This is a genomic window from Streptomyces sp. NPDC088194, assembly GCF_040702025.1.
In the GTDB taxonomy this organism is placed as follows: Bacteria; Actinomycetota; Actinomycetes; order Streptomycetales; family Streptomycetaceae; genus Actinacidiphila.
In genome coordinates this window covers 1-20,984 of the sequence record NZ_JBFBIV010000029.1, presented here as the reverse complement: position 1 = coordinate 20,984, position 20,984 = coordinate 1, and the positions used below count along the sequence as shown (strand labels likewise).

The 20,984-nt window shown below is 73.8% G+C and carries 20 protein-coding genes and 1 pseudogene; 6 read left to right on the top strand and 15 right to left on the bottom strand.

Translation table 11 applies throughout. The features are described 5' to 3' along the window. The first annotated feature begins 64 nt into the window (after nt 1–64). Nucleotides 65–1,774, top strand: a complete 1,710-nt coding sequence (locus AB0399_RS18070) for a glycoside hydrolase family 9 protein (RefSeq protein WP_366411965.1) — start codon at nt 65–67, stop codon at nt 1,772–1,774. A 78-nt stretch (nt 1,775–1,852) separates the two neighbouring features. On the opposite strand, the gene AB0399_RS18065 is transcribed toward AB0399_RS18070, so the two are convergent. The 3 genes from AB0399_RS18065 to AB0399_RS18055 form a co-directional block, all read right to left on the bottom strand. Then, nucleotides 1,853–4,315, bottom strand: a complete 2,463-nt coding sequence (locus AB0399_RS18065; protein WP_366411964.1) for a PQQ-binding-like beta-propeller repeat protein — start codon at nt 4,313–4,315, stop codon at nt 1,853–1,855. 98 nt (nt 4,316–4,413) lie between these two features. Continuing rightward, nucleotides 4,414–5,817 (bottom strand): glucose-6-phosphate dehydrogenase, encoded by a 1,404-nt coding sequence (locus AB0399_RS18060; RefSeq protein ID WP_366411963.1) that lies wholly within the window; start codon nt 5,815–5,817, stop codon nt 4,414–4,416. A gap of 186 nt (nt 5,818–6,003) precedes the next feature. Next, nucleotides 6,004–6,987 (bottom strand): LysR family transcriptional regulator, encoded by a 984-nt coding sequence (locus tag AB0399_RS18055; protein WP_366411962.1) that lies wholly within the window; start codon nt 6,985–6,987, stop codon nt 6,004–6,006. A gap of 245 nt (nt 6,988–7,232) precedes the next feature. On the opposite strand from AB0399_RS18055, the gene AB0399_RS18050 reads away from it, so the two are divergent. Beyond that, complete coding sequence (locus AB0399_RS18050; protein ID WP_328473434.1) at nt 7,233–7,583, top strand: DoxX family protein; 351 nt, start codon at nt 7,233–7,235, stop codon at nt 7,581–7,583. A 79-nt stretch (nt 7,584–7,662) separates the two neighbouring features. On the opposite strand, the gene AB0399_RS18045 is transcribed toward AB0399_RS18050, so the two are convergent. Further along, nucleotides 7,663–8,208 carry a GNAT family N-acetyltransferase gene (locus tag AB0399_RS18045; RefSeq protein ID WP_366411961.1) on the bottom strand — a complete coding sequence of 182 codons (546 nt, stop codon included), beginning with the start codon at nt 8,206–8,208 and terminating at the stop codon, nt 7,663–7,665. 289 nt (nt 8,209–8,497) lie between these two features. Here AB0399_RS18045 and AB0399_RS18040 point away from each other — a divergent pair, with 289 nt between their 5' ends. Next, nucleotides 8,498–9,406, top strand: coding sequence for an inositol monophosphatase family protein (locus AB0399_RS18040; RefSeq protein WP_366411960.1), 909 nt, complete (start codon nt 8,498–8,500; stop codon nt 9,404–9,406). A gap of 129 nt (nt 9,407–9,535) precedes the next feature. Here AB0399_RS18040 and AB0399_RS18035 read toward each other — a convergent pair whose 3' ends face one another. The 7 genes from AB0399_RS18035 to tgmA form a co-directional block, all read right to left on the bottom strand. Next, nucleotides 9,536–10,963, bottom strand: coding sequence for an MFS transporter (locus tag AB0399_RS18035; protein ID WP_366411959.1), 1,428 nt, complete (start codon nt 10,961–10,963; stop codon nt 9,536–9,538). Continuing rightward, entirely contained in the window at nt 10,929–11,396 is a 468-nt protein-coding gene (locus AB0399_RS18030; protein ID WP_366411958.1) for a MarR family transcriptional regulator, read from the bottom strand. The genes AB0399_RS18035 and AB0399_RS18030 overlap by 35 nt, the downstream gene beginning before the upstream one ends. A 17-nt stretch (nt 11,397–11,413) precedes the next feature. Further along, the gene (locus AB0399_RS18025; protein WP_366411957.1) at nt 11,414–11,761 is read right to left on the bottom strand and encodes a hypothetical protein; all 348 of its coding nucleotides are present in this window, start codon (nt 11,759–11,761) and stop codon (nt 11,414–11,416) included. A gap of 78 nt (nt 11,762–11,839) precedes the next feature. Beyond that, nucleotides 11,840–12,157 (bottom strand): DUF6087 family protein, encoded by a 318-nt coding sequence (locus tag AB0399_RS18020; RefSeq protein WP_366411956.1) that lies wholly within the window; start codon nt 12,155–12,157, stop codon nt 11,840–11,842. Between the two features lie 69 nt (nt 12,158–12,226). Beyond that, nucleotides 12,227–13,390, bottom strand: a complete 1,164-nt coding sequence (tgmC, locus tag AB0399_RS18015) for an ATP-grasp peptide maturase system methyltransferase (protein WP_329361363.1) — start codon at nt 13,388–13,390, stop codon at nt 12,227–12,229. After that, nucleotides 13,387–14,355 (bottom strand): ATP-grasp ribosomal peptide maturase, encoded by a 969-nt coding sequence (gene tgmB / locus AB0399_RS18010; RefSeq protein ID WP_366411955.1) that lies wholly within the window; start codon nt 14,353–14,355, stop codon nt 13,387–13,389. Before tgmB ends, tgmC begins: the two co-directional genes overlap by 4 nt. A gap of 4 nt (nt 14,356–14,359) precedes the next feature. Then, nucleotides 14,360–14,614 (bottom strand): putative ATP-grasp-modified RiPP, encoded by a 255-nt coding sequence (gene tgmA, locus AB0399_RS18005; protein ID WP_328473419.1) that lies wholly within the window; start codon nt 14,612–14,614, stop codon nt 14,360–14,362. A gap of 289 nt (nt 14,615–14,903) precedes the next feature. Here tgmA and AB0399_RS18000 point away from each other — a divergent pair, with 289 nt between their 5' ends. The 3 genes and pseudogenes from AB0399_RS18000 to AB0399_RS17990 all read left to right on the top strand — a co-directional run. After that, entirely contained in the window at nt 14,904–15,695 is a 792-nt protein-coding gene (locus tag AB0399_RS18000; protein WP_329361367.1) for a GntR family transcriptional regulator, read from the top strand. A 53-nt stretch (nt 15,696–15,748) separates the two neighbouring features. Next, on the top strand, nt 15,749–16,372 hold the full coding sequence (locus tag AB0399_RS17995; RefSeq protein WP_366412011.1) for a YdcF family protein: 624 nt from the start codon (nt 15,749–15,751) through the stop codon (nt 16,370–16,372). A gap of 219 nt (nt 16,373–16,591) precedes the next feature. Next, nucleotides 16,592–16,837: pseudogene (locus AB0399_RS17990) on the top strand (2'-5' RNA ligase family protein); the annotation flags it as partial. 48 nt (nt 16,838–16,885) lie between these two features. On the opposite strand, the gene AB0399_RS17985 reads toward AB0399_RS17990, so the two are convergent. The 4 genes from AB0399_RS17985 to AB0399_RS17970 form a co-directional block, all read right to left on the bottom strand. Further along, a complete protein-coding gene (locus tag AB0399_RS17985; protein ID WP_366411954.1) occupies nt 16,886–17,398 on the bottom strand; it encodes an AAA family ATPase in 513 nt (170 codons plus the stop codon). Nucleotides 17,399–17,445: 47 nt separating this feature from the next. Then, nucleotides 17,446–18,372 carry an ROK family protein gene (locus tag AB0399_RS17980; protein ID WP_366411953.1) on the bottom strand — a complete coding sequence of 309 codons (927 nt, stop codon included), beginning with the start codon at nt 18,370–18,372 and terminating at the stop codon, nt 17,446–17,448. A 6-nt stretch (nt 18,373–18,378) separates the two neighbouring features. Beyond that, nucleotides 18,379–19,401: a LacI family DNA-binding transcriptional regulator gene (locus AB0399_RS17975; protein WP_366411952.1), complete on the bottom strand. Its 1,023-nt coding sequence runs from the start codon at nt 19,399–19,401 to the stop codon at nt 18,379–18,381. After that, a partial coding sequence (locus AB0399_RS17970; protein WP_366411951.1) for a hypothetical protein occupies nt 19,398–20,984 on the bottom strand: 1,587 nt, incomplete at its 5' end. The genes AB0399_RS17975 and AB0399_RS17970, both read right to left, overlap by 4 nt.

Genomic DNA, 20,984 nt, shown 5'->3' with positions numbered 1-20,984 from the left:
ACGAGTGACAACCACCGCCGCCCGGAACGTCCGGGCGGCACGAGGGAAGGGGCGGTACCCGAGGGTGCGTTCGACCGATGACTCCGCGACGATCCTGACCGCGCACCTGGGCCACGGCCTCGCCGCCGCCAAGGCCGTGGTCGCCGTGCTGCCCGACGGCCGCGCGCCGCGCGTGGCCGAACTCCTGGGCCCCGGCGGCCCCCGCCCGCTCACCGCGGGCCCGGTCGGTGCCGTCCCGGGCTGGCGGGCGGGGCCCTTCGCCCGCGTCCCGCTCCCCCGGGACCTGCCCGCCGGCACGTACACCGTGCGGATCGTGGACGGCGGCGGGCGCGAGACGGTCTCGGAGCCGTTCGAGATCGCCCCGGACCGGCTCCAGCGGCAGACGATGTCCGACGTGCTCGCGTACTTCCGGGCGATGCGCTCCAGCGGCGAGATCGACCGCAAGGACCGGCACGCGCGGCTGTGGGCCGACGACAGCGGGCGCGAGGTGGACGCGAGCGGCGGCTGGCTGGACGCGAGCGGCGACCCGAGCAAGTTCCTCAGCCACCTCACCTACACCCGCACCATGAGCCCGCAGCAGATCCCGCTGTGCGCCTGGGCGTTGGCGGCGGCCGGGGACGTGCTCGCCGAGCGGCATCCCGAGCTGGTCCGCTCGCTCGGCGCCCGGCTGCGCGACGAGGCCCTGTGGGGCGCCGACTTCCTGGTCCGCTTCCGCGCCCCCGAGGGCTACTTCTACACCGGCGTCTTCGACGCGCTCACCAAGCGGCTGGACGAGCGGTTCGTGACGGCGCCGCTGGCGGAGTGCGTCCGTACCGACGGCTACCAGGCCGCGTACCGGCAGGGCGGCGGCCTCGCGATCGCCGCGCTGGCCCGCGCCTCCACCCTCGACGACCACGGCGACTTCACCGGCGCGCAGTACCTGGACGCGGCGCTGGGCGGCTTCGCGCACCTCGAAGCGCACAACCTGGAGTACCTCGACGACGGCACCGAGACGGTGGTCGACGACTACGCGGCGCTGCTGGCGGCCTGCGAACTGGTCGCGGCCGGCGCCCCGGTGGTCGCGGCGGCCCGGCGCCGGGCGCGGCTGCTGGTGCGCCGGTACGTACAGCCGGACGGCGGCGGGCCCGGCTGGTTCACCGCCGACGCGGAGGGGCGGCCCTTCTTCCACGCGGTGGAGGCCGGCCTGCCCGTCCTCGCCCTGCTCCGTTTCGCGGCCGTCCTCCCCGACTCCCCCGAGGCCGGCGAGGCCCGTTCGCTGGCGGTGCGGGCGATGCTCGACACGCTCGCCCGGACCTCCGCGGTGCCGAACCCGTTCGGCTATCCGCGGCAGCGGGTGCGCCCGGCGGGCGGCACCGACCGTGACGCGTTCTTCTTCCCGCACGCCAACGAGACCGGCTACTGGTGGCAGGGCGAGAACGCCACCATCGCCTCGCTCGCCGCGGCGGCGTCCTTCTGCGCCGGCGCCGAGGGCGTGTCCGCGGCCGACCGGGAGCGGCTGCTGGACTTCGCCGACGACCAGTTGGCGTGGATCACCGGCCGAAATCCCTTCCAGGCGTGCATGCTTCAGGGCCGTGGCCGCGGCAACGTGGACTACGCCTCGGACTTCCCCAACCTGCCCGGCGGCATCGTCAACGGCATCACCTCCGGCTGGAGCGACGAGGACGACATCGCCTTCCTCCCCGCGAACGCCCCGGAGGAGGAGTCGTGGCGGTGGGCCGAGCAGTGGATTCCGCACACGGGCTGGTTCCTCCTGGCCGTGGCAGCCGCCCGCTGACCCCGGGCGCCAGACGGCGGGCGGCGGGCGGCGGGCGGCGGGCGGCGGGCGGGGGGAACGACCCCGCAGGGGCCGCGTTCAGGTCTGCACGGCGTAGAGGAGACCGCTCTTGCTGCCGACGTAGACGACGCCGTCCGCCACGGTCGGGGACCAGGCGGGGCCGTTCGTGGGGAAGGCCCAGCGCTGCTTGCCCGTCGCGGCGTCCACCGCGTAGAGGTGGCTGTCGGCGCTGCCGGTGTACACCACACCGTCCGCCACGGCCGGTTGGGAGTCGACGAGGTCGCCGGTGCGGAAGGCCCAGCGTTTGGCGCCCGTCCTCGCGTCGAGCGCGTACAGGCGCTGGTCGTCGGCGCCGAAGTAGACCGCGTCGCCGGCGACCGTGGGCGTGGAGTTCACCCCCATCACCTCGAAGGACCAGCGCTTGCTCCCCTTGACGGCGTCGAGCGCGTACAGGTGGTTGTCGAGGCTGCCGAAGTAGACCGTGCCGCCGGCGACCGTGGCCGACGAGCCGACGACGTGGCCGGTCCGGAAGGACCAGCGCACCTTGCCGGTGGCCGCGTCCAGGGCGTAGAGGTAGTGGTCCAGCGTGCTGATGTAGACCAGGCCGCCGGCCACGGCGGGCGACTGGGTGATCAGGCCGTCGTGCGGGAAGTGGTGGCTCCAGCGCTTGCTCCCGGTGACGGCGTCCAGCGCGTACAGGTTCGCGTCGGCGCTGCCGAAGTAGAGCACCCCGTCGACCACCACGGGCGACGAGTCGATGAGGTTGCCGGTACGGAAGACCCAGCGCTTCCGGCCCGTCGTGACGTCCAGCGCGTACAGGTTGCCGTCGTCGCTGCCGGCGTAGAGCAGGCCGTTGGCGACGGCCGCCGTCGACCGCATCAGGCCGTCGCCGGCGAAGGTCCAGCGCTGCCTGCCCGTCGCGGCGTCGAGGGCGTAGAAGTCGTGGTCGTTGCTGCCGAAGTAGACGACCCCGCCGACGACGGTCGGCGTCGTCTCCACCTGGTCGCGCGCGGGGAACTGCCAGCGCTTCTGGCCGGGTCGGAACGTGCGCTTCGGTGTGGAGGGGGTCGGCCCGGTGGTGGGGGTCCCTCCGGCGGAGGGCGAGCCGGCCGAGCCGGAACCGTCGTCGTTGGCCTTCCACAGGGCGATGCCCGCTCCGGCGGCGACCGCGACGCCGGTCAGGGCGAGCAGGGCGCTGCGCCGCGAGAGGGGGCCGGGAACGGCGCCGGGGTACGGAATCACCGGTGGCGCCGGCTCGGGTGCCGGTTCAGGTGCCGGTTCAGGTGCCTCGTCGTCCGGAGCTTGCGGCGGGACGCGGCCCGGGGCAGCCCGGTCGCCGGGCTGGGTGAGCGCCTCGTGCAGGCCGGGGGCGGGGGCAGGAACCGGGGCGGGGGCAGGAACGGGGGCGGCCGGCGGCCCGGCGGCAGCGTGCAGAGTCGGCGCGTGGGGTATGTCGGGCGCCGCGGGAGGTACGGCCGGACCCCGCGGTGGCGCGGAGGCGGCGTCCGCAACGGTCGGGGTGGGGCTTGGCGTCGGGGTCGTCCCCGCGGCCGGGGCCTCGTTGTGCGCCGCGGGCGCGTCCCCGGTCGACGGCGACGCCGGCTCGGGAACCGCGGCCGGTTCGGCGCCCTGGTTGCGGGGCAGCGCGGCCGCGCTCCGCTCTCGGACGAAGCGGTTGACCGCGTCCGGCATCCAGCCCTCGGTCAGCAGCAGCGTCGCGTCGGACGCCGCCCGGTCCTCTCGCGTGCCCATCAGGCGGAGCAACTCCCCCACCTCCGGCCGGTCTTCGGGCCGCTTCGCCAGGCAGGCCGCCACCAGGTCGCGCACGTCGGCCGGCAGGGCGGAGAGGTCGGGCTCCTCGTACACCGCGCGGAAGTGCAGGGCGTGCGGGGTGCCGGTGCCGAACGGGCCGATGCCGGCGGCGGTGTACGCCAGGACCGCGCCGAGCGCGAAGACGTCGCCGGCCGGGCCGACCGGCGTCCCGGTGAGCTGTTCGGGGGACATGAAGCCGGGTGTGCCGATCGTCATGCCGGTGTGGGTCAGCGCGCTGGCCTCGCTCGCCGACGAGATGCCGAAGTCGATCACCCGGGGCCCGTCGGGCGCCAGCAGCACGTTGGACGGTTTCAGGTCGCGGTGGACGACACCCGCCGCGTGGATGGCCTCCAGCGCCTCGGCGAGACCCGCGCCGAGCGCCAGGACCGGCTCGGCGGGCCAGGGACCGTGCTCGGCCACCGCCTCGCCCAGCGACACCCCGGAGACGTAGACGGTCGCCAGCCACGCGGGCGCCCCGTCGGGGTCGGCGTCGACGACGCCCGCGGTGAAGGCCCCGTTCACGCGCCGGGCGGCCGTCACCTCGCGGGCGAAGCGGCGGCGGAAGTCACCGTCCCTGGCCAGTTCCGGCCGGACCACCTTCACCGCGACCGGGCGCCCGCCGGGCGAACGCCCCAGGTACACCTGCCCCATGCCGCCCGCGCCGATCCGCGCCACGATCCGGTACCGCCCGACCTGGTGCGGGTCCTCTGGTTCCAGGACGTCGAACACGGCCCGCTCCTCCTTGCGACACGACAGCTGCCCCCGGGTACTTGACAGCGCATCATGTCAGATCGGCGTCCTGCGCCGACCGGGCCCGCGGGGTGGGGTCAGGAGTCGAAGCCGGCGGTCCAGGGCTCGTGCCACGGCGGGCGGCCGTGGACGAGCGCGTCGGCCTCGGTGGGTCCCCAGGTGCCGGGTTCGTAGGGGTGCAGCGGGGCGGGGTCGTCGAGGAGGGGCTGGACGATCCGCCACGCCTCCTCGACGCCGTCCTCCCGGGTGAACAGGCTGTGGTCGCCGATGAGGGCGCCGTGCAGCAGGCGTTCGTAGGGTTCGAAGGGCTCGCCGAGTTCGCGCATGAAGGACGCGTCCAAGGTCAGCGGGCGCCAGGTCTGCTCGCCCTGGGCGACGAGTTGCAGGCGCACGCCCGGGTCCGGGTCGATCCGCAGCACGATCTGGTTCTGCTCGGCCTGGTGGGGGGTGGGCAGGAACGCCAGCCGCGGGGCGCGGCGCAGGACGAGGCGCACCTCGGTGTTGCGCACCGGCAGGTTCTTCCCGGCACGCAGGAAGAACGGGACGTCGATCCACTTCCAGTTGTCGACCTCCAGCCGCAGCGCGATGTACGTCTCGGTGTCGGAGTCGGCGGCCACGCCGGGAGTGTCGCGGTAACCGGCGTACTGGCCGCGGACGCTGTGGCGGGGGTCGGCGGCGCGTACGGCCTTGAGCACCTCGGCCTTGCGGTCCCTGAGGCTGTCGGCGCCCGCGTCGGCGGGCGGGTCCATGGCGACGGCGGCGAGCACCTGGAGCAGGTGGTTCTGGACCACGTCGCGCAGCGCTCCGACGGGGTCGTAGAACGCGCCGCGGTCCTCGATGCCGAAGTCCTCGGCCATGGTGATCTGCACGGCGCAGATGCTGTCGCGGTCCCACAGGCCGGCCAGCGCGGGGTTGGCGAAGCGCAGGTACTCCAGCTCGATGACCGGTTCCTTGCCGAGGAAGTGGTCCACCCGCAGGAGCTGGTCCTCGCGCAGGACGGCGCGCAGGCGGGTGTTGAGGGCGCGCGCGGAGGCGAGGTCGTGGCCGAACGGCTTCTCGACGGCGACCCGTGCGTCGGACAACAGGTCGGCGACGCTGAGCTGTTCGACGATGGGGCCGAAGAGCTGGGGCGGCATTTCGAGGTAGTACAGGGCGGAGTGGCCGGGGCCGATCTCCGCGCCGAGCCGGGTGTAGAGCGCGGCGTCGGTGACGTCGCCGTGCAGGTAGGTGACGCGCTCGGCGAACCGCCGGAAGACGCCGTCGTCGATCTGCTGCCCCGTGGCGGCGATACGGTCCCGGGCCTGCGCGACGAAGTCGGCCGTGGTCATCTCGCTGCTGGCCACGCCGATGACGCGGCAGCTGAGCAGGCCGCGCTTTTCGAGCCGGTACAGGGCGCGCAGCGTCATCTTGCGGGCGAGGTCGCCGGTGATGCCGAACACGACCAGGGTGTCCGCGGCTCTCGGCTGCTCGGTGGGGGTCATGTCGCGGTCCTCCCGGTGCTGCGGAGCCTGGCGCGCGCCGGGCCGGGCACACGCGCGCCCTTTTTCCAGGGTGCGCCCTGGCCGGGCGGATCACCAGGAAGGCTCGCCGGGGATCGGGGAGCGGGGCGGCCGGTACGGGGACGGCGTGCGGGGTTCCGGCGTTCCGGCGTTCCGGCGTTCCGGCGTTCAGTGACGGTCAGGACCGGGGTCCGGGGAGGGACCGGGGTCCGGGGAGGGACCGGGGTCCGGGGAGGGACCGGGGTCCGGCTCTTCGGGTGCGTCGGGTATCGCGTCGAGGCAGCAGCGGACGAAGTCCTGGATGACGGGATCGCCGTCGTCGGCGGGCGCCCAGGCCACGCAGACCCGGCTGGGACTCACGCCGGTGACCGGGCGGTAGGTGACGCCGGGCCGGGCGTAGAAGCGGGCCGCGGACTCGGGGGCGAGCGCGATGCCGTCGCCGTTGGCGATCGCGCTGAGCCACTCGTCGGGCTGGTCGGTGACGGCGCCGATCCGGACCGGGCGGCCGTCGCGTTCACCGGCCGCCGTCCAGTACTCCTGCCACTGGCCGGTCTCGGCCTTCGCCGCCACGTACGGCTCGTCCCACAACTCGCGGAAGGCGATGGAGGCGCGCGAGGCCAGCGGGTGGGCGGACGGCAGCGCGACGCACCGCGGTTCGGTGAACAGCACCTCCCACCGGTAGGAGTCCTGCTCCGGGAAGGGCATCCGCAGCAGCCCGACGTCCACCTCGCCCGCGGCCAGCCCGGCGGTCGGGTTCGACCAGGACGCCTGCCGCAGGTCGGCGCGCCAGCCGGGCCGGCGGCGGGCGAACTCCGCGACGATGGACGGCGTCGCCTCGTTGGCCGCGCTGGCCAGGAAGCCGACCCGCAGCACGCGCGCCGCACGTCCCTCCGCGGCCTGCGTCTGGCGCAGCACGCGGTCCCAGTCGGCCAGCAGCGCGGGCACCCGCTCGGCGAGCGCGCGGCCCGCCTCGGTCAGCGCCATACCGGACCGGGAGCGGGTGAACAGCCGCATCCCGAGCTGGTTCTCCAGCTGCTTGATCTGCTTCGTCAGCGCCGGCTGCGACACGTACAGCCGCTCCGCGGCGCGGGTCAGCGTCCCCTCGGCCGCCACGGCTGCGAAATAGCGCAGCAACCGCGTGTCCACATCCATTCCGCCAGGTTATGGATGCAGGTATTGGACGGCAACCGGGGGTCCGACCAGGGTGGGTCGTGCGGGTGGACGGGGCTCCGGCGCAGGAGCGGAGCCCGCCGCCGACGGCGCTCCCCGCGACCCCCGCGTGCCCGTGTGGTCGGTCGCGCCCGGTGGCCGTCCGCCGCCGTGCACCCCACTGCCCCGCGCCCTATCGCCGCACCGGACGGGACCCCCGTACCGGACCCACCGAACAGGAGACGTACGTGTACCTCGCCTACGCGACCATCACCGCCGTCACGATCGCGATCAACGGCGGCATGGCCGTCGCCGACCTCGCGAAGGCGGACTTCGTCCTCGCCAACTCCGCGCGGGTGGGCGTGCCCGCGTCCTGGGCCCGCCCGCTCGGCACGCTCAAGGGCGCCGGCGCGGTCGGGCTGCTGCTCGGACTGCTGGGCGTGCTGCCCATCGGCATCGCCGCCGCGATCGGACTCGTGCTGTACTTCGTCGGCGCGATGGCAGTGCACATCAAGACCCGCGTCTTCGCCAACATCGCCTTCCCCGCCGCCTACTTGGCGCTGGCCGTCGCCTCGCTCGCGCTGGCCGTCGCACGCTGAGCGCGGCGCCCGCCCCGGAGCGACGCCGGGTGGTGCGCGCGCCCTGCACGGCACGCGCGCCCTCCGGCGTACGCCTGTCCTAGCTGTCGGCGGCCGTCGTCCCGTGCCAGCGCACCTCGCCGTCGTGCCACTGGTCGGTGGGTGCGAGCCCGGCTGCGGTGGCGACGGCGGCCGAGGCGGCGTGGTCCGGGTGGATGTGGGCGATCACGGTCGGCACGCGCTGCCCGGCGAGCCAGTCCACCAGCCCGCGCGCGGCCTCCGTGGCGATGCCGCGGCCCTGCCACGGCGTGCCGACCACCCACGCGATCTCGGCGACCTGCCCGCCGTCCTCGATGCCGACCGTCGCCTGGACGGTGCCCACCAGGCAGCCGTCCGCGCGCAGCCGGATCACCCAGTTCAGCCAGTCCACGGCGGGGTCGGGCGAACCCGCGGCCAGCCGCTCGTACCGCGACCGCAGCGCCTCGGGGGTGGCCGGCTCGCCGCCGATGTAGTGGTGCAGGGCGGGGTCGGCGAGCACGCCCGCCATCTCCCCGGCGTGCCTGGGCTCCAACGGCAGCAGGTCGAGGCGGCCGGTCGCGAACGGCAGCGGGGCCAGGCGCCCGGCGCGGGCCCGGTCGATCGCCACGTAGTTGCTCCTTCTGCGGTGTCCGGTCGGGCGGCGTCCGCCCTCGGGGTGTCTGCGGAGCCGGACGCGGTGGTCGCGGGCCACCCCCGCCGGATTCGTACGCGGGTGCGGGCCGTACGGCTCCCGGTTGTACTTTCCCGCGTCCGGGCCCGCCGCGCCCGCAGCATACACAGCAGGCGGCATCTCACGATGCGGTCGAGTCGTTGACAATGAGGACGTGGTGGCACGGTCCGGTCCGCGGCTCCGCACGGGGCCGGCCGGGCGGGACGGGACGAGGGGGAAGGTCGGGATGGCCGGGACGGGCAGCGCGGGCAGAACGGGTGGAGCGGGCAGCGCGGGTGGAGCGGGATCGGCGGACGCGGCGGGCTCCGCGGACCCGGCGGCCGGGGCGGACGACGCGACGGCCGCCGTGGTGGCCGAGCGGGCCGCGCGGGCGGCGGGCGGGCTGCTGCGGCGGCTGCGCGGGACGCAGGCGGCGCGGGGACGCCCGAAGGACGGCCACGGAGTCGTCACCGACGCGGACTTGCGGGCGGACGCGCTGATCAGGGACGTGCTCGCGGCGCGCTTCCCCGCGCACCGGATGGTCAGCGAGGAGACCTGGGACGGGTGGCGGGAGGGCATGTTCGACGGTCCGGTGTGGGTGGTGGACCCGATGGACGGTTCGGCGAACTTCGCGCACGACTACCCGTACGTCTCGGTGTCGGTGGCCTTCGCGGTCGACGGTGTGGTGCGGGCGGGCGCGGTGCACGCGCCCTTCCTGGGGCAGACGTTCACCGCGGTGAAGGGCGGCGGGGCGCGCTGCAACGGGTCGCGGCTGGCGGTCGCGGACACGTCGGTGCTGGGCGACGCCCTTGTGGGCACGGGATTCCCGCACCGGCGCGAGGAGTTGGACGCGGTGCTGGAGCGGGTGCGGCGGCTGCTGCTGAACTGCCGTGACGTGCGGCGCGCGGGTTCGCCCGCGCTGGACATCTCGCTGGTCGCGACGGGCATGCTCGACGCGCACACCGAGAGCCTGGCGCCCTGGGACGTGGCCGCGGCCGGGCTGGTCGCCACGGAGGCGGGGGCGCGGCGCGGGAACCTGCTGCCCGAGCCGTTCCCGCTGCCACCCGACCTGTCGGGCACGGGCGTCGTCGTGGCGGCGCCGGGGGTGTACGACGCGCTGTGGGAGTTGCTGGCGGAGGAGGGCGGGGCGGCCTGAGCGAGCGGAGTCACCGGGTCACCGGGTCACCGCACGCACGCGGGGCTTGGGCTTTCGGGTCACCGCCCGCGCTCGGCACTTCCGCGTCACCGCCCCCGCTCCGCGTGACCGCCGTCCCGACGTCATCGGTTACGCGGAGGCCCCCTGCCCGGCCGAGTGGTCCATGCGGCGCAGCGCCGGGAGCATCAGGATGCCCAGCACGATGGTGGGCACGCCGCCGATCACGAGCGACCAGCGGCTGCCGAAGTCCTGGGCGACCCAGCCGACCAGCGGCCCGCCGATCACGGTGGTGCCGCCCCAGGCCAGCGCCCACAGCGCCATCACGCGGCCGCGCATCGCGGGTGCCGCGGCGAGCTGGAGCGCGGTCTTGGACAGCGAGTTGAAGCTGATGCTGCCGTAGCCGACGAAGAGCAGCGCGAGCAGTTCCCAGGGCAGTGTCGGGGCGACCGCGGCCGCGGTGATGGCGACGCCCCAGCCGGCGGCGGCGAACGCGAGGGTGCTGCTGCGCCGGGGGTTGCCGCGGCTGGCGGTCACGAGGCCGCCGATCACCGCGCCCACCCCCATGACGGCTGCCATCGCGCCGTAGGTGCCCGCGCCGCCGTGCAGGGCGCCGCGCGCCACCAGCGGGAGAGTGACCGGGAACTCGTAGGCGAGCGCGCCGGTGACCGTGATCATCACCAGCGGCAGCAGCAGCGCCGGGGTGCGGAAGGCGTAGCGCAGGCCGGCCCTGACCTGGCCTTTCTCGCGGGGCGGGCGGTCGACGGGGTTCATCTCGGCGGGCCGCATGAGGACGAGGCTGACCAGCACGCCCGCGAACGACGCGGCGTTGAGCACGAAGCAGGTGGTCAGGCCGACCCCGGCGACGAGGGCGCCGCCGGCCGCCGCGCCCAGCACGCGGGCGAGGTTGACCGACACGGAGTTGAGGGTGACCGCGTTCGCGAGCCGCTCGCGCGGCACCAGGTCGCCGATCAGGCTCTGCCGGGCCGGGTTGTCGACCACGGTGAGCACGCCGAGCGCCAGCGACAGCGCGACGACCCCGGTGAAGCTCGCGGCGCCCAGTGCCGTCATGAGCGCGAAGGCCAGCGCGACCGCGGCGGACGCGGACTGCGTGACGTACAGCAGGCGGCGCCGGTCGTAGCGGTCGGCGATCAGGCCGCCGAACGGGCCGAGCAGCGCCAGCGGCAGGTAGCGGACGGCGGTGGCGATCCCGAGGTCGGCACCGCTGCCGGTCAGCCGCAGTACCAGGAACGCGAGCGCCAGCGTCTGCATCCAGGTGCCCGCGATCGACACCGCGTAGCCCCAGAAGTAGAGGCGGTAGTTGCGGATCGACAGCGAGCTGAAGGCGCGCGGCAGCCGGTGTGCCCGCGCCGCGCCCTTGCCGTCGTCGCCGAGGTCGCCGCGGTCGCCGTGGTCAGGCCCGTCGCCGGTGACGCGTGCGGCGGCTGTACGGGGCCACTCGGCTCGGGTCCCGGCGACGGGGGCTGGGGCTGGGGCTGGGACGGCGGCGGGCCGGTCGCGCCCGTCATGTCGGGCCCGCCGCCCGGCCCGGCGTCGCACCTTCGGGCAGCTCGAACTCGGCGAGCCGCTCCAGCAGTTCGCCCGCGGCAACCAGCACGCGCTGCTCCTCCGGGTCCAGCAGCGCCTCGACCGCCCGCCCCAGCCACGTGTCGCGCTGGCTGCGCGCGTCCGCGACGGCCGCGCTCCCGGCGGGGGTGACCGCCACCAGCACGCGCCGCGCGTCCTCCTCGTCCCGGCTGCGCCGCACGAACCCCGCGCCCTCCAACTCGCGCAGCGCCGCCGCCACGTTCGAACTGGTCATCTGCAACTCCTCCGCGAGCCCGCGCGGCTGCGCACCCCCCAGCCGCTCAGCCGCCGCGAGCACCTGCCGGGCCGTCCTCGACACCCCATGCGTCGGCCCCGCCTCGCGCCGCAACCGCCGCTGAAGCTGCTTGAACTGCGCGCGCAGCCGCAACACCTCGCGATCCTCCATACCCCTATTTTACATAGCTATCCCACATAGCCAAAACCCCGAGCGAGCAGGGCTGGACGCGGTGGGCCGCGTGCTCCTTGTCCGCCCGGGGGCCGCAGCACGCCCCGGGTGCCGACCCGGAGCGGGGTGGTCAACCTGGCGCTCCACCACACCGAGTGGGCCGGCAGCAGCGACTCCACCTTGCGGTCCTCCGGCACGAGGCCGATCCCCGCCTCGACCGCGTCGGCCGGCGCCGCGGGCGGGCGGACTTCCCCACCCCGTTCTCCCCCACCCCGTTCCCCCACCACGGCCACGATCCGCCCCCGGGCCAGGACCAGTCGCGGGATGCCGAGCACCTTCACCGCGCTGTACGACGTGCTCGGCACGACCCCGCTGCTCCCCCGGCACGCCTGGGACAAGGCCTCCGCCACCGCTGCTCGACACGCGGCTCCGGCGGGCGGGAGTCAGCGCTCGTTGGGCCCCGGCGTCTGGGGCTTGCGGTGCTTTCCGGTGCCGGCGCGGAGGGGGTTCGGTGCCGGCACCGGGGCTCGGGCGGGTGGTTCGTGGGCCGCGGGATGGAGGATGCGCCTCGCTTCCGCGAGGTTGGCCGCGAAGGCGTGGGGCTCCCAGGCGTGGCCGTTCCACCGCTGGATCAGGCGAGGGGCCTCGGGGTTCACGTGCCCTGCTCGTGGGCCGTCGCCGGGGAGCAGCGGGAGCGCGCGGAGCCGTCCGATCTTGGCGTCACGGCGTTCCGCCCACTCGGTCAGCGGTTCGTCGTCCATTCCGCTTCTCCACGATGCGACGGCTACTCACGCACGGGGGTAGTGCCTCCGTAGAAGGCCCTTCTCGTCTCAGTCGAGGCGGTGCTCCCAGCGCAGGTCCGGGGCTCCGTCGATCCAGTAGCGGTGCGCCGCCTGCGTGACGCGGAGGCGAACCGAGTCGATCTCGGGGTGGCCTGCGGCCTGCCAGGCGAGGAGCGCCTGTTCGATCGTGTCCCAGAGGGGCAAAGGGCCGCCCTGCCGGGCCGTCCAGTTGTTGCCGTCGGCGGTGAACTCGGCGAAGCACTCGCGCTCCGGGTCGAAGAGGTACAGCAGCTTGGTCCCGTCACTGCGAGCAGCGCGGACGAGTTGGGCACCGGGGGCGGCGAGTTGGGCGACATACGCGGGCATCCAGTCGTCGAGCAGGGTCGGCGGCACCGTCGTCTTCCGCTCGCTGTCGACGTAGGCCGTCCGGGCGGACAGGTCGCCGGCGATCGGCACCACGGTTTGGGCGCGGGCCTGCATGAAGGAGGAACGGGCGATGATGCGGCCTTCGGCGTTGCCGTCGTCGTCGACGGTGACCTTGGCCAGGCCGGTTCCGTACGGCCAGGAACCGATGGTGGCGAGGATGGTGCCGCCGGGCTTGGTCTGGCGGACCCAGGTGTGCGGGATGCGGCGGACGGCGCAGGTGGCGATGACACGGTCGTAGGGGGCGTTGCGGGGGTGGCCGAGGAGGCCGTCGCCGGTGACGGTCCAGGCGGAGTAGCCGAGCGTTTCCAGGGCGGTGTCCGCGCGCTGCGCTACCCGCGGGTCGACTTCGACGGTGGTGACGTTGCCCGCACCGAGGTAGTGGCACATCAGGGCGGCTGAATAGCCGGTGCCGGTGCCGATCTCCAGTACCCGGTGGCCCGGTTGCAGGTCCAGGCTCTCCATCATGCGGATCACGGTGGCCGGGGCGGTGGAGGAGGAGGTGGGCACCCCCGCCACGGGTTCGATGATCTGGTCGGCGGTGAGGTGGCCGTCGAGTTGGGTGGTGAGGGTGTCGTAGCGGTACGCGCACTCCAGCCATGCGGCCGGGGCGGCACCGGAGGCCGTGACGGGCCTCCACACGGGGCCTTCGTCGAGGAACACGCCGGGGTGGAGGAACAGTTCGCGCGGTACGGCCTCAACGGCCGCCCGCAGTAAGGGTGATACGAGTACCCCGTCGGCCGCGAGCCGCTCGGCCAGGCGGCGGCGTTGGCGTGTCGAGTCGGTCATCGGCGTTCTCCTCGGGCTTCGGTGAGCAGGTCGGCGAAGGCCGCGGACATCGGCAAGCCGGTCTCTGTCTCCAACCACCCCCACTGGCCGTTCGGGTTCAGCTCCAGCCACCAGTAGTCGCCCGCCCGGTCCACTGCGAGGTCGAAGCTCCCCGACACCAGACCCTGGACTTCTAGATAGGTGTGCAGGGCTGTGGTCACCCGGTCGGGGATGTGCTCGACGGTGTAGGTGAGGGCGCTGTAGTCCCTGCGCCAGTCCAGGAGGGTGGAGTTGATCCGCACGGCGAAGGTCCGCCGGCCGACGACCAGGACGCGGATGTCGGCCATCTTGTCCACGCGGGCCTGGAACAGGTGCGGGGCGACGCGAATGCTCTCGTCGATCTCGCCGGCGGACACGGGTTCGGCCCAACCGGTGACCGGTACGCCGTCCCGCGTGTACGGGGTCCAGCGCAGCGTTTTGAACAGCACGTCGCCTGGGGTGCTGGTGATGAACTCGCGTGCCTCGTCCGGGTCGTTGGTGATGAGTGTGGGCGGGACGGATAGTGCGAGGCTTTGTGCGAGGGCGAGCTGGGCGGGCTTGTAGTCGGCGGCGGCGACCTGAAGGGGGTGGTTCACCCACAGCGGGCGGTCCATGGCGTAGAGGATGCCGCCGAGTCCGAAGCGGACCTGGGTGGCCGCGAAGCGGGCGTCGTCCGGTTGCAGGTGGGCGAAGGCGGGCCACTGGGGGCGGCGCCAGTACACCGCACGGACACGGGTCAGATCAGCGCTCCTCGACGGGGTGCGCACCCGCCCGGTCATGGCGGCCGGGCGGGTGCTGAACCGAGCCGAGACCGTCAGGTCGGCGCCGATGTCGGCGGGGTTGAACCTGACCACGGGTACGTTCCGCCGATTGAGTTCGGTGATCACCATGTCGGCGGTCAGGTCGTCCGCCTCGGTGACCACCAACACCGGCCGGTCCTCGGTCACGTCGTCAGTCCTGCTGCGAGTCCTGGTCGTGGCCCTGATCGTTCTTCGAGTCCGAGTTCGTGATTGTCGAGGTCTCGGTGCCCTTGCTGGTGCCGTGCGCGCCCATCTCGACGACCTGGCCGGTCCGGTCGCGGAACACGCCGAGTTGCGTGGCGGGGTCGAGAGCGACCGTGGAGTGCGGGCGGCGGATGGTGGTGGGGTACGGCGCGAGGCGGCGGGAGCCCCAGGGCGCGGTGGGCTGTTCGGCGATGGTCTTCACAGGGTGCTCTCCTCTTGTGGGCGGGCGGGTAACGGAATGGCTGATGTTTCGGTCCTTGTCCGTGGGGTGTGTTGTGGAGGGCGGCACCGTCCCCGGGTTGTTCAGGGGGCGGTGGAATGACGCGGGGGGCGAGGAGGGGGTGAGGGAGTGGGCGGGGGTGAGGGCGACCTCCGTGAGCCCGTCATCAGTCCTGGGACTGCAAACGCTTGAGAAGAGAATGGCGCTACAGTCCCAGGACTGTTGACAGTCCTGGGACTGTGTTTCACTGGACCCCTTGAGAGGAGGCACGATGGCGTCGAAGTGGCGGGAACTCGCGGATCGTCTCGCGGAGCAGATCCGGAACGGCAAGTACGGACCGGGCCAGCCGTTGCCGCATATCCGCGCGCTGGTGGAGGCAGGTGAGGGCTCCAAGTCCACCGTCCACATGGCGTACAAGGCGCTGGAAGCGGAGGGACTGGTCACGTCGTCGCGCGGCCATGGCACGGTGGTGCGGCACCGGACACCACTCAAGCGGCTCGGCATCGCGCGATATGACAAGGCGAAGTGGCGGGACGGGGACGAGGTTGCGTTCATTGCCGACCGAGTCGCATCGGGCCGTCCGTACAACCGCGGCGAGCAAACGCAGACCGTGGGCCTGGTGAAGGGAAGCCACCTGGTCACCAGCGCGCTGGGGCTCTCGGACGGAGCGGACGTGTACGCCCGCGCCCGGCTCGTCAAGGAGGGCCACCAGCCGACGCACACTCTGACCAGCTATTACCGCCCCGAGCATGTCGAGGGCACGCGCATTGTCGATCCCAGTCCCGGGCCGGCCGGCCGTGGCGGTGGGTTCCGTGTCCTCTACGACGCGGGGTACGAGATCGACCACATGCGGGAGCAACTCTTCGCTCGCATGCCGACGGCCGAGGAAGCAGAGCTGCTGAAACTTCCCGCGAGTGAGCCCGTCGTGGAACTGCACAGGACTACCTACACCGCCGACGGCACGGTTGTGGAGTTCGCGCTCGGGCTCCACGCCGCATCTCGGTTCGCGTGGGAGTACGAATTCGATGTGCCGGACTCGGCGCAGGACGGGGAGCGTGCGTGACCCTCTCGCCGACCGCGCACGCGGATGCCCTGCTGCTGTGGGACTACCTGCGGATGCACCACGAGCCGCGCCCCTGCTCGGTCGCCATCGCACTGGGCAGTCACGACCTCACCGTGGCGGACACCACGGCGGATCTCTACTCGCGCGGCATGGCACCTCTCGTGGTGATGACCGGAGCCACCAGTCCAACGTCCGCTGCTCGCATGCCACTTGGCGAGGCTGTGCACTACCGCAGGCGGGCACTCGAACTGGGCGTACCGGAATCAGCGGTCCTGCTGGAGTCGGAGGCGAGGAACACCGGGGAGAACATCACGAAATCCCGGGCGCTCCTGGAATCCACCGGCGTCGAGGTGACGTCACTCCTCCTGGTCAGCAAGCCGTACGAGGAACGACGGGCCTACGCGACGCTGCGGAAGCTCTGGCCGTCCGTGGACGCCGTCTGCGCATCGGCGCCCATGACCTACGACGACTACGTCTCCGCCATCGGCGACGAAGACCTGGTCGTCGCCATGATGGTCGGCGCTACACAGCGGATCATCATCTACCCCGAGCGAGGACTCATCATCGACCAACATGTCCCGGCCGAAATCCACGCTGCCTACGGACGGTTGTGCGACCGCGGCTTCACCGGCCGCCTGGTTCGTGACGAGTCGCGAACCGAGCCGCGGCGCGTGTGAGTTGATCGCACAGCCGGTTGAGTCCGTCGGAGTACAGCGTGGCGGACCGGTGTCTGGATCAGCCCCCGCGCAGACTCGCGCTGTCGTCAGGCACGGAAGGCGCCTGACAGGATTCGTCACCATGGCCACGGACACCGAGCACTGACCAACCACTGCTGGTGACGGCCCGGTTGGCGCCACGGCCGGGTTTTCCACACCTCGCACCCCACCTTCAGCGGCATGGCCGACGTCAAGCGGTCGGCCGCCGAATACCGGTCGGTCCTCGCCCGGTTGGACGGACTCGACCTCGTCCCCGACCGCTGGCTGCACCTCACCCTGCAGGACATCGGCTTCGTCGGCGAGGTCCCCGAGAGCGCCGTGGACGCCATCCTCACGGCCGCGCGCCGTCGGCTGGCGGCCCTACAGCCGCTCGACGTCACGCTCACCGCGCCGATCGTCGCCCCGGAAGCGCTCCTTGCCCCAGTCCGACCACCAGCCCCCGTACGTCAGGTGCGCGGCGCCGTAGCCGGCGGATCAGGTGGCCGCGGCCAGGAACGCCAGGGCCGTCGCGAGGTTGGACGGCAGGGCCGTCATCGCGTCCAGCACCAAGCGGTGGTCGGTCCACGGGGCGTACTCCTCCCGCAGCCGCTCCACCGCCTCCCATGTCGGCTCGGCGAAACCCTCGATTCCGCGGGATCGGGCTTCCAGGCGCCGGCGATGCACCGCCCGGTCCGAGCAGACCACCTCGACGAACGCCGCCCGCACGCCGTGCCGCTCGGCCAGGGACCGCCACTGCCCCCGCGCCGCGTCCACCGCGTTGACCGCGTCCACGATCACCGTCTGGCCCAGGGCCAGCGCATCGCCGGCCACGGTTTCGGCCACGACGTACGCCGCCAGGCCGGTGGGCTGGCCGCGGGAGACCCCCGCACGCCACATCGCCGCTTCGATCGGGTCGACCGACACGACCGGAGCGGCCAGTTCCCGTCCCAACGCCCGCGCGACCGTGCTCTTCCCCGCACCGGGCAGCCCCGCCATCGCGATCAACATGCCGCCACCCTCGCACGTCCGACCGGCCCGCCGACGCGCCTGCCCGCTCACGCCCGCACCGCGTGTTCCGCCGCGCCGAGCAGCGCCAGGTCCTCCCCGTCCCGGCGCACCGCCAACCGCAGTGCGGCCAGGGCGGGGTGGCGGGCCGTCAGGCCGGCGGTGAAGGGCGGGCCGAGCCGGTCCCACGCCGCGGTGGCGGAGCCGCCGACCACCAGCGTGTCCGCCTCGAAGGCCGCCAGCCAGGGTGCCAGGGCGCCGCCCAGGGCGTGCAAGGCGTCGTCGATGACGACCTGGGCGACCGCCTCGCCGTCCGCGGCCCGGGCGGACAGCCCGCGCAGCCCGTCCACCGGCGCGCCGGTGAGCGCGGTGTAGCGGGCGGCGAGCGCCCGGGTCGAGACGGCGTCCTCCAGCGGCCGGCCGCCGATGGCCAGCAGGTCGGCGCGGCCTTCGGGCGGGACGCTGGGCCCCGCCACCACCGGGGTGCCGCGGTCGAGGAACGCCGAGCCGACACCGGTGCCGAGGGTGATGGCGACCAGCCGACGCCCCCGGCCGCCGGTGCCGCGCCACGCGCCGAGGCCGAACGCGTGGGCGTCGTTGAGGAAGCGCAGCCGCGCCGGCCCGCACCCCAGCCGCGGGGCGAGGCGGTCCGCGACGGGCAGGCCGTCCAGGGCGGCGAACTTCCCGACGTCCCGGTAGCGGGCGGTCCCCGTGGCGTAGTCGAACGGGCCGGGCACGGCGACACCCCACGTGCCGCCGACCGTCCGGCCGCGCAGGGCGGGCGCGGCCAGTACGCGGTTGGCCGCGTCGGCGAGCGCGGCGAGGAAGTCCTCCGCGCCGGTGTCGGGCCGCAGCGCCAGGCGCTGCCGGGTGCCGTCGAGGACACCGGCCCGGTCGGGGTCGACGGCGGCGGCCGTGACGTGCGATCCGCCGACTTCGAGCACGGGTATGGCGCCGGGCGCCTGGGTGGAGGTCACGGCGGCCTACCGGGGTACCGGGTGGTCGATGAGCGTGGTCGAGATGGTCACCCGCCGCGGGTGCAGGGGCACGGTGCTGCGCTGGCGTTCGAAGAGCAGCGTCGCGGCCGCCCTGCCGACCTCGGCCGGATCGTAGGACACCACGGTCAGCGGCAGGTGCAGCAGGTCGGCGAGTTCGATGTCGTCGAAGCCGGCGAGGGCCACCGGCTCCTGGTCGGCGGGCCGGTCGCGCAGGGCCAGCAGCGCGCCGACGGTGTTCCGGTTGTTCGCCGTGAGCAGCGCGGTCGGCGGATCGGGCAGGGCGAGCATGGCGCGGGCCGCCTCCTGGGCGAGCGCGCTGTCGCCGCGGTGCCGGCTGACGTAGCGCTCGTCCACCGCGATGCCGGCCTCCTCCAGCGCAAGGGCGTAGCCGCGGAAACGCTCCGAGCCGGTCCACAGCGAGGGGGGCAGGCCGAGGAAGCCGATCCGCCGGTGGCCGCGCTCGATCAGCCGGCGGCACGCGGCGCGAGTGCCGCCGAAGTCGTCGACGAGCACGCAGTCCACGTCGACGTCCATCGGCGGGCTGGCCGCGAGCACCACGGGGGTGTCGCGGAGCCGCTCGCCGCCGAGGTGGCTGTGGTCGTGGCTGGCGGGCACGACCACCAGGCCGTCCACCCCCCGGTCCAGCAGGTCGGTGACGACGTCGCGTTCGACGTCAGGGTCCTCGCTGGTGCTGCCGAGCATGACGCGCGCCCCGTAGCGGACGCACACCTCCTCGACGCCGACGGCGAGTTGGGAGTAGAAGGGGTTGGCGAGGTTGGTGACCACCAGGCCGATCAGCTCGTTCGGGCCGCCGGAGCGCAGCCCCCTGGCGAGCTTGTTCGGGCGGTAGCCGAGCGCGGCCACCTCGGCGAGCACCCGCTGGCGGGTGGCCTCGCCGATGCCGCGCTGCCCGCGCAGGGCGCGGGAGACCGTCATCGTGCTGACGCCGAGCCGTTCGGCGACGTCCCGCATGGTCAGGGACGTCACGGGATCGGGTTCGGTACTCATGCCACCTGCGCCTTGACCAGGCGAGCCAGGTCCGGCCCCTGGTTCTGCACACGGTATGCGGTGACGGAGGCCGGAACCGCGAGAGTCTCCGCATAGTGTACGAAGTGCCGGTCCCCCGCGGCGGTCGTCACGAGCACGCCCTGCCCGTCGACGACGGTCAGCACGTGGAAGCGCCCGGCGGTGTCCTGCTCCGCGGTGCCTTCCGGGTCGATCACGAGCCGGCGCACCTCGAAGAACATGTCGGGCAGCGCGCCGAGGAGTTCCTCGCGCCAGCCGTCACCCCGGTGCAGGGTGCGGGGCCGCTGGACCAGGTCGCGGGGCACGGCCTCGCCGGAACGGCGCGGGTCCAGGTTGCGGAAGGCGTGCTCGACGTGGACGGCGCGCTGCCGGTCGGCGGCGTCCCTGCGCAGCCAGTCGTAGAAGCGCAGGGAGTACAGGTACGGCGTGGCGCTGACTTCGAGGACGACGTTGCCCTCGCCGCTGCCGTGCGGGGTGCCGGCCGGCACGAGGTAGAGCTGGCCGTCCTCGGCGGGGAAGGTCTGGACGTAGCTCTCGATGTCGAACTCCTCGCCGTGCGCGTCGGCGGCGTGCGCGCGGGCGTGGAAGGCGTCGACGTCGGCGTCCTGGCGCAGCCCGAGGAAGACCTTGCTGTGCGCGCTGGTCCGCATCAGGTAGTAGCTCTCGTGCTGGGTGTAGGGCCAGCCGAAGACGGTCCGCATCTCGTCGGTGCGCGGGTGGCAGTGCACCGAGAGGTTGCCGCCGCCGACGGTGTCCAGGTAGTCGAAGCGGATCGGGAAGGAGGTGCCGAAGGTCTCGTGCACGTCGGCGCCGAGCATGTCCACGGGGGCGAGGGCGACGACGAGTTGGAAGGGCACCTCCACGCTGCGGCCGGTGCCGGAGCTGGTGCCGGAGTCAGTGCCGGGGCCGGTGCCGGTGCCGGGGCCGGAGCTGGTGCCGGTGCCGGCGCCGGGGCCGGAACTCGTGCCGGAGTCAGTGCCGGGGCCGGAGCTGTCGCCCGCGCCGGAACCGTCGTCGCCGAGCAGCACACCACTCTCCGGCGCGATGAGTTCGTAGCCGAGTGCGGTGTTGGCGGCGCCGCGGTTGTGGCCCAGCTCCTCCTGACCCCAATGCCCGCCCCACGGCGTGGAGTTGAAGGTCGGCAGGGTGCGGAAGGGCTGCCGGGCGAGACGGCGGCAGGAGGCCCGCAGCGCGTGCCCGCTGATCGAGGCCGGCGTTGAGGTATCGGTAACGTCGAACCAGCGGTCGATCCGGTCGGCCGTCGCGTCGCGGTGCCGGTCCTGGAGCGGCCAGTCGATGTAGAACAGCCGCCGCAGGCTCGGGAGTTGGCCGGCCGGTGCGCCGAGGTTGCGGCCGGCGCCGCGCCCGACGGCCGCTTCGGCGTACCGCTTGGGGACGTCGGCCCACCACACCGCGTCCACGCCGGGCGCCGACGCGGCGCCGGGACCGACCAGGACGCGGAGCGCGCCGCCGCTCCCGCCGCCCGTGCGGCAGGCCGACGAGTTCTGCGCGCGGGTCGGCGAGGTCGGGCACGGCACCGAGACGGTCACCGCGCTCAAGACCGC

What these genes read in the sequence shown, in the direction of transcription:
- AB0399_RS18060 (WP_366411963.1), bottom strand. Translation starts at nt 5,817, where the DNA reads ATGACCCCCACCGAGCAGCCGAGAGCCGCGGACACCCTGGTCGTGTTC.
- AB0399_RS18055 (WP_366411962.1), bottom strand. Translation starts at nt 6,987, where the DNA reads ATGGATGTGGACACGCGGTTGCTGCGCTATTTCGCAGCCGTGGCGGCC.
- AB0399_RS18040 (WP_366411960.1), top strand. Translation starts at nt 8,498, where the DNA reads ATGGCCGGGACGGGCAGCGCGGGCAGAACGGGTGGAGCGGGCAGCGCG.
- AB0399_RS18030 (WP_366411958.1), bottom strand. Translation starts at nt 11,396, where the DNA reads ATGGAGGATCGCGAGGTGTTGCGGCTGCGCGCGCAGTTCAAGCAGCTT.
- AB0399_RS18020 (WP_366411956.1), bottom strand. Translation starts at nt 12,157, where the DNA reads ATGGACGACGAACCGCTGACCGAGTGGGCGGAACGCCGTGACGCCAAG.
- tgmC (WP_329361363.1), bottom strand. Translation starts at nt 13,390, where the DNA reads ATGACCGACTCGACACGCCAACGCCGCCGCCTGGCCGAGCGGCTCGCG.
- AB0399_RS18000 (WP_329361367.1), top strand. Translation starts at nt 14,904, where the DNA reads ATGGCGTCGAAGTGGCGGGAACTCGCGGATCGTCTCGCGGAGCAGATC.
- AB0399_RS17995 (WP_366412011.1), top strand. Translation starts at nt 15,749, where the DNA reads ATGCACCACGAGCCGCGCCCCTGCTCGGTCGCCATCGCACTGGGCAGT.
- AB0399_RS17985 (WP_366411954.1), bottom strand. Translation starts at nt 17,398, where the DNA reads ATGTTGATCGCGATGGCGGGGCTGCCCGGTGCGGGGAAGAGCACGGTC.
- AB0399_RS17975 (WP_366411952.1), bottom strand. Translation starts at nt 19,401, where the DNA reads ATGAGTACCGAACCCGATCCCGTGACGTCCCTGACCATGCGGGACGTC.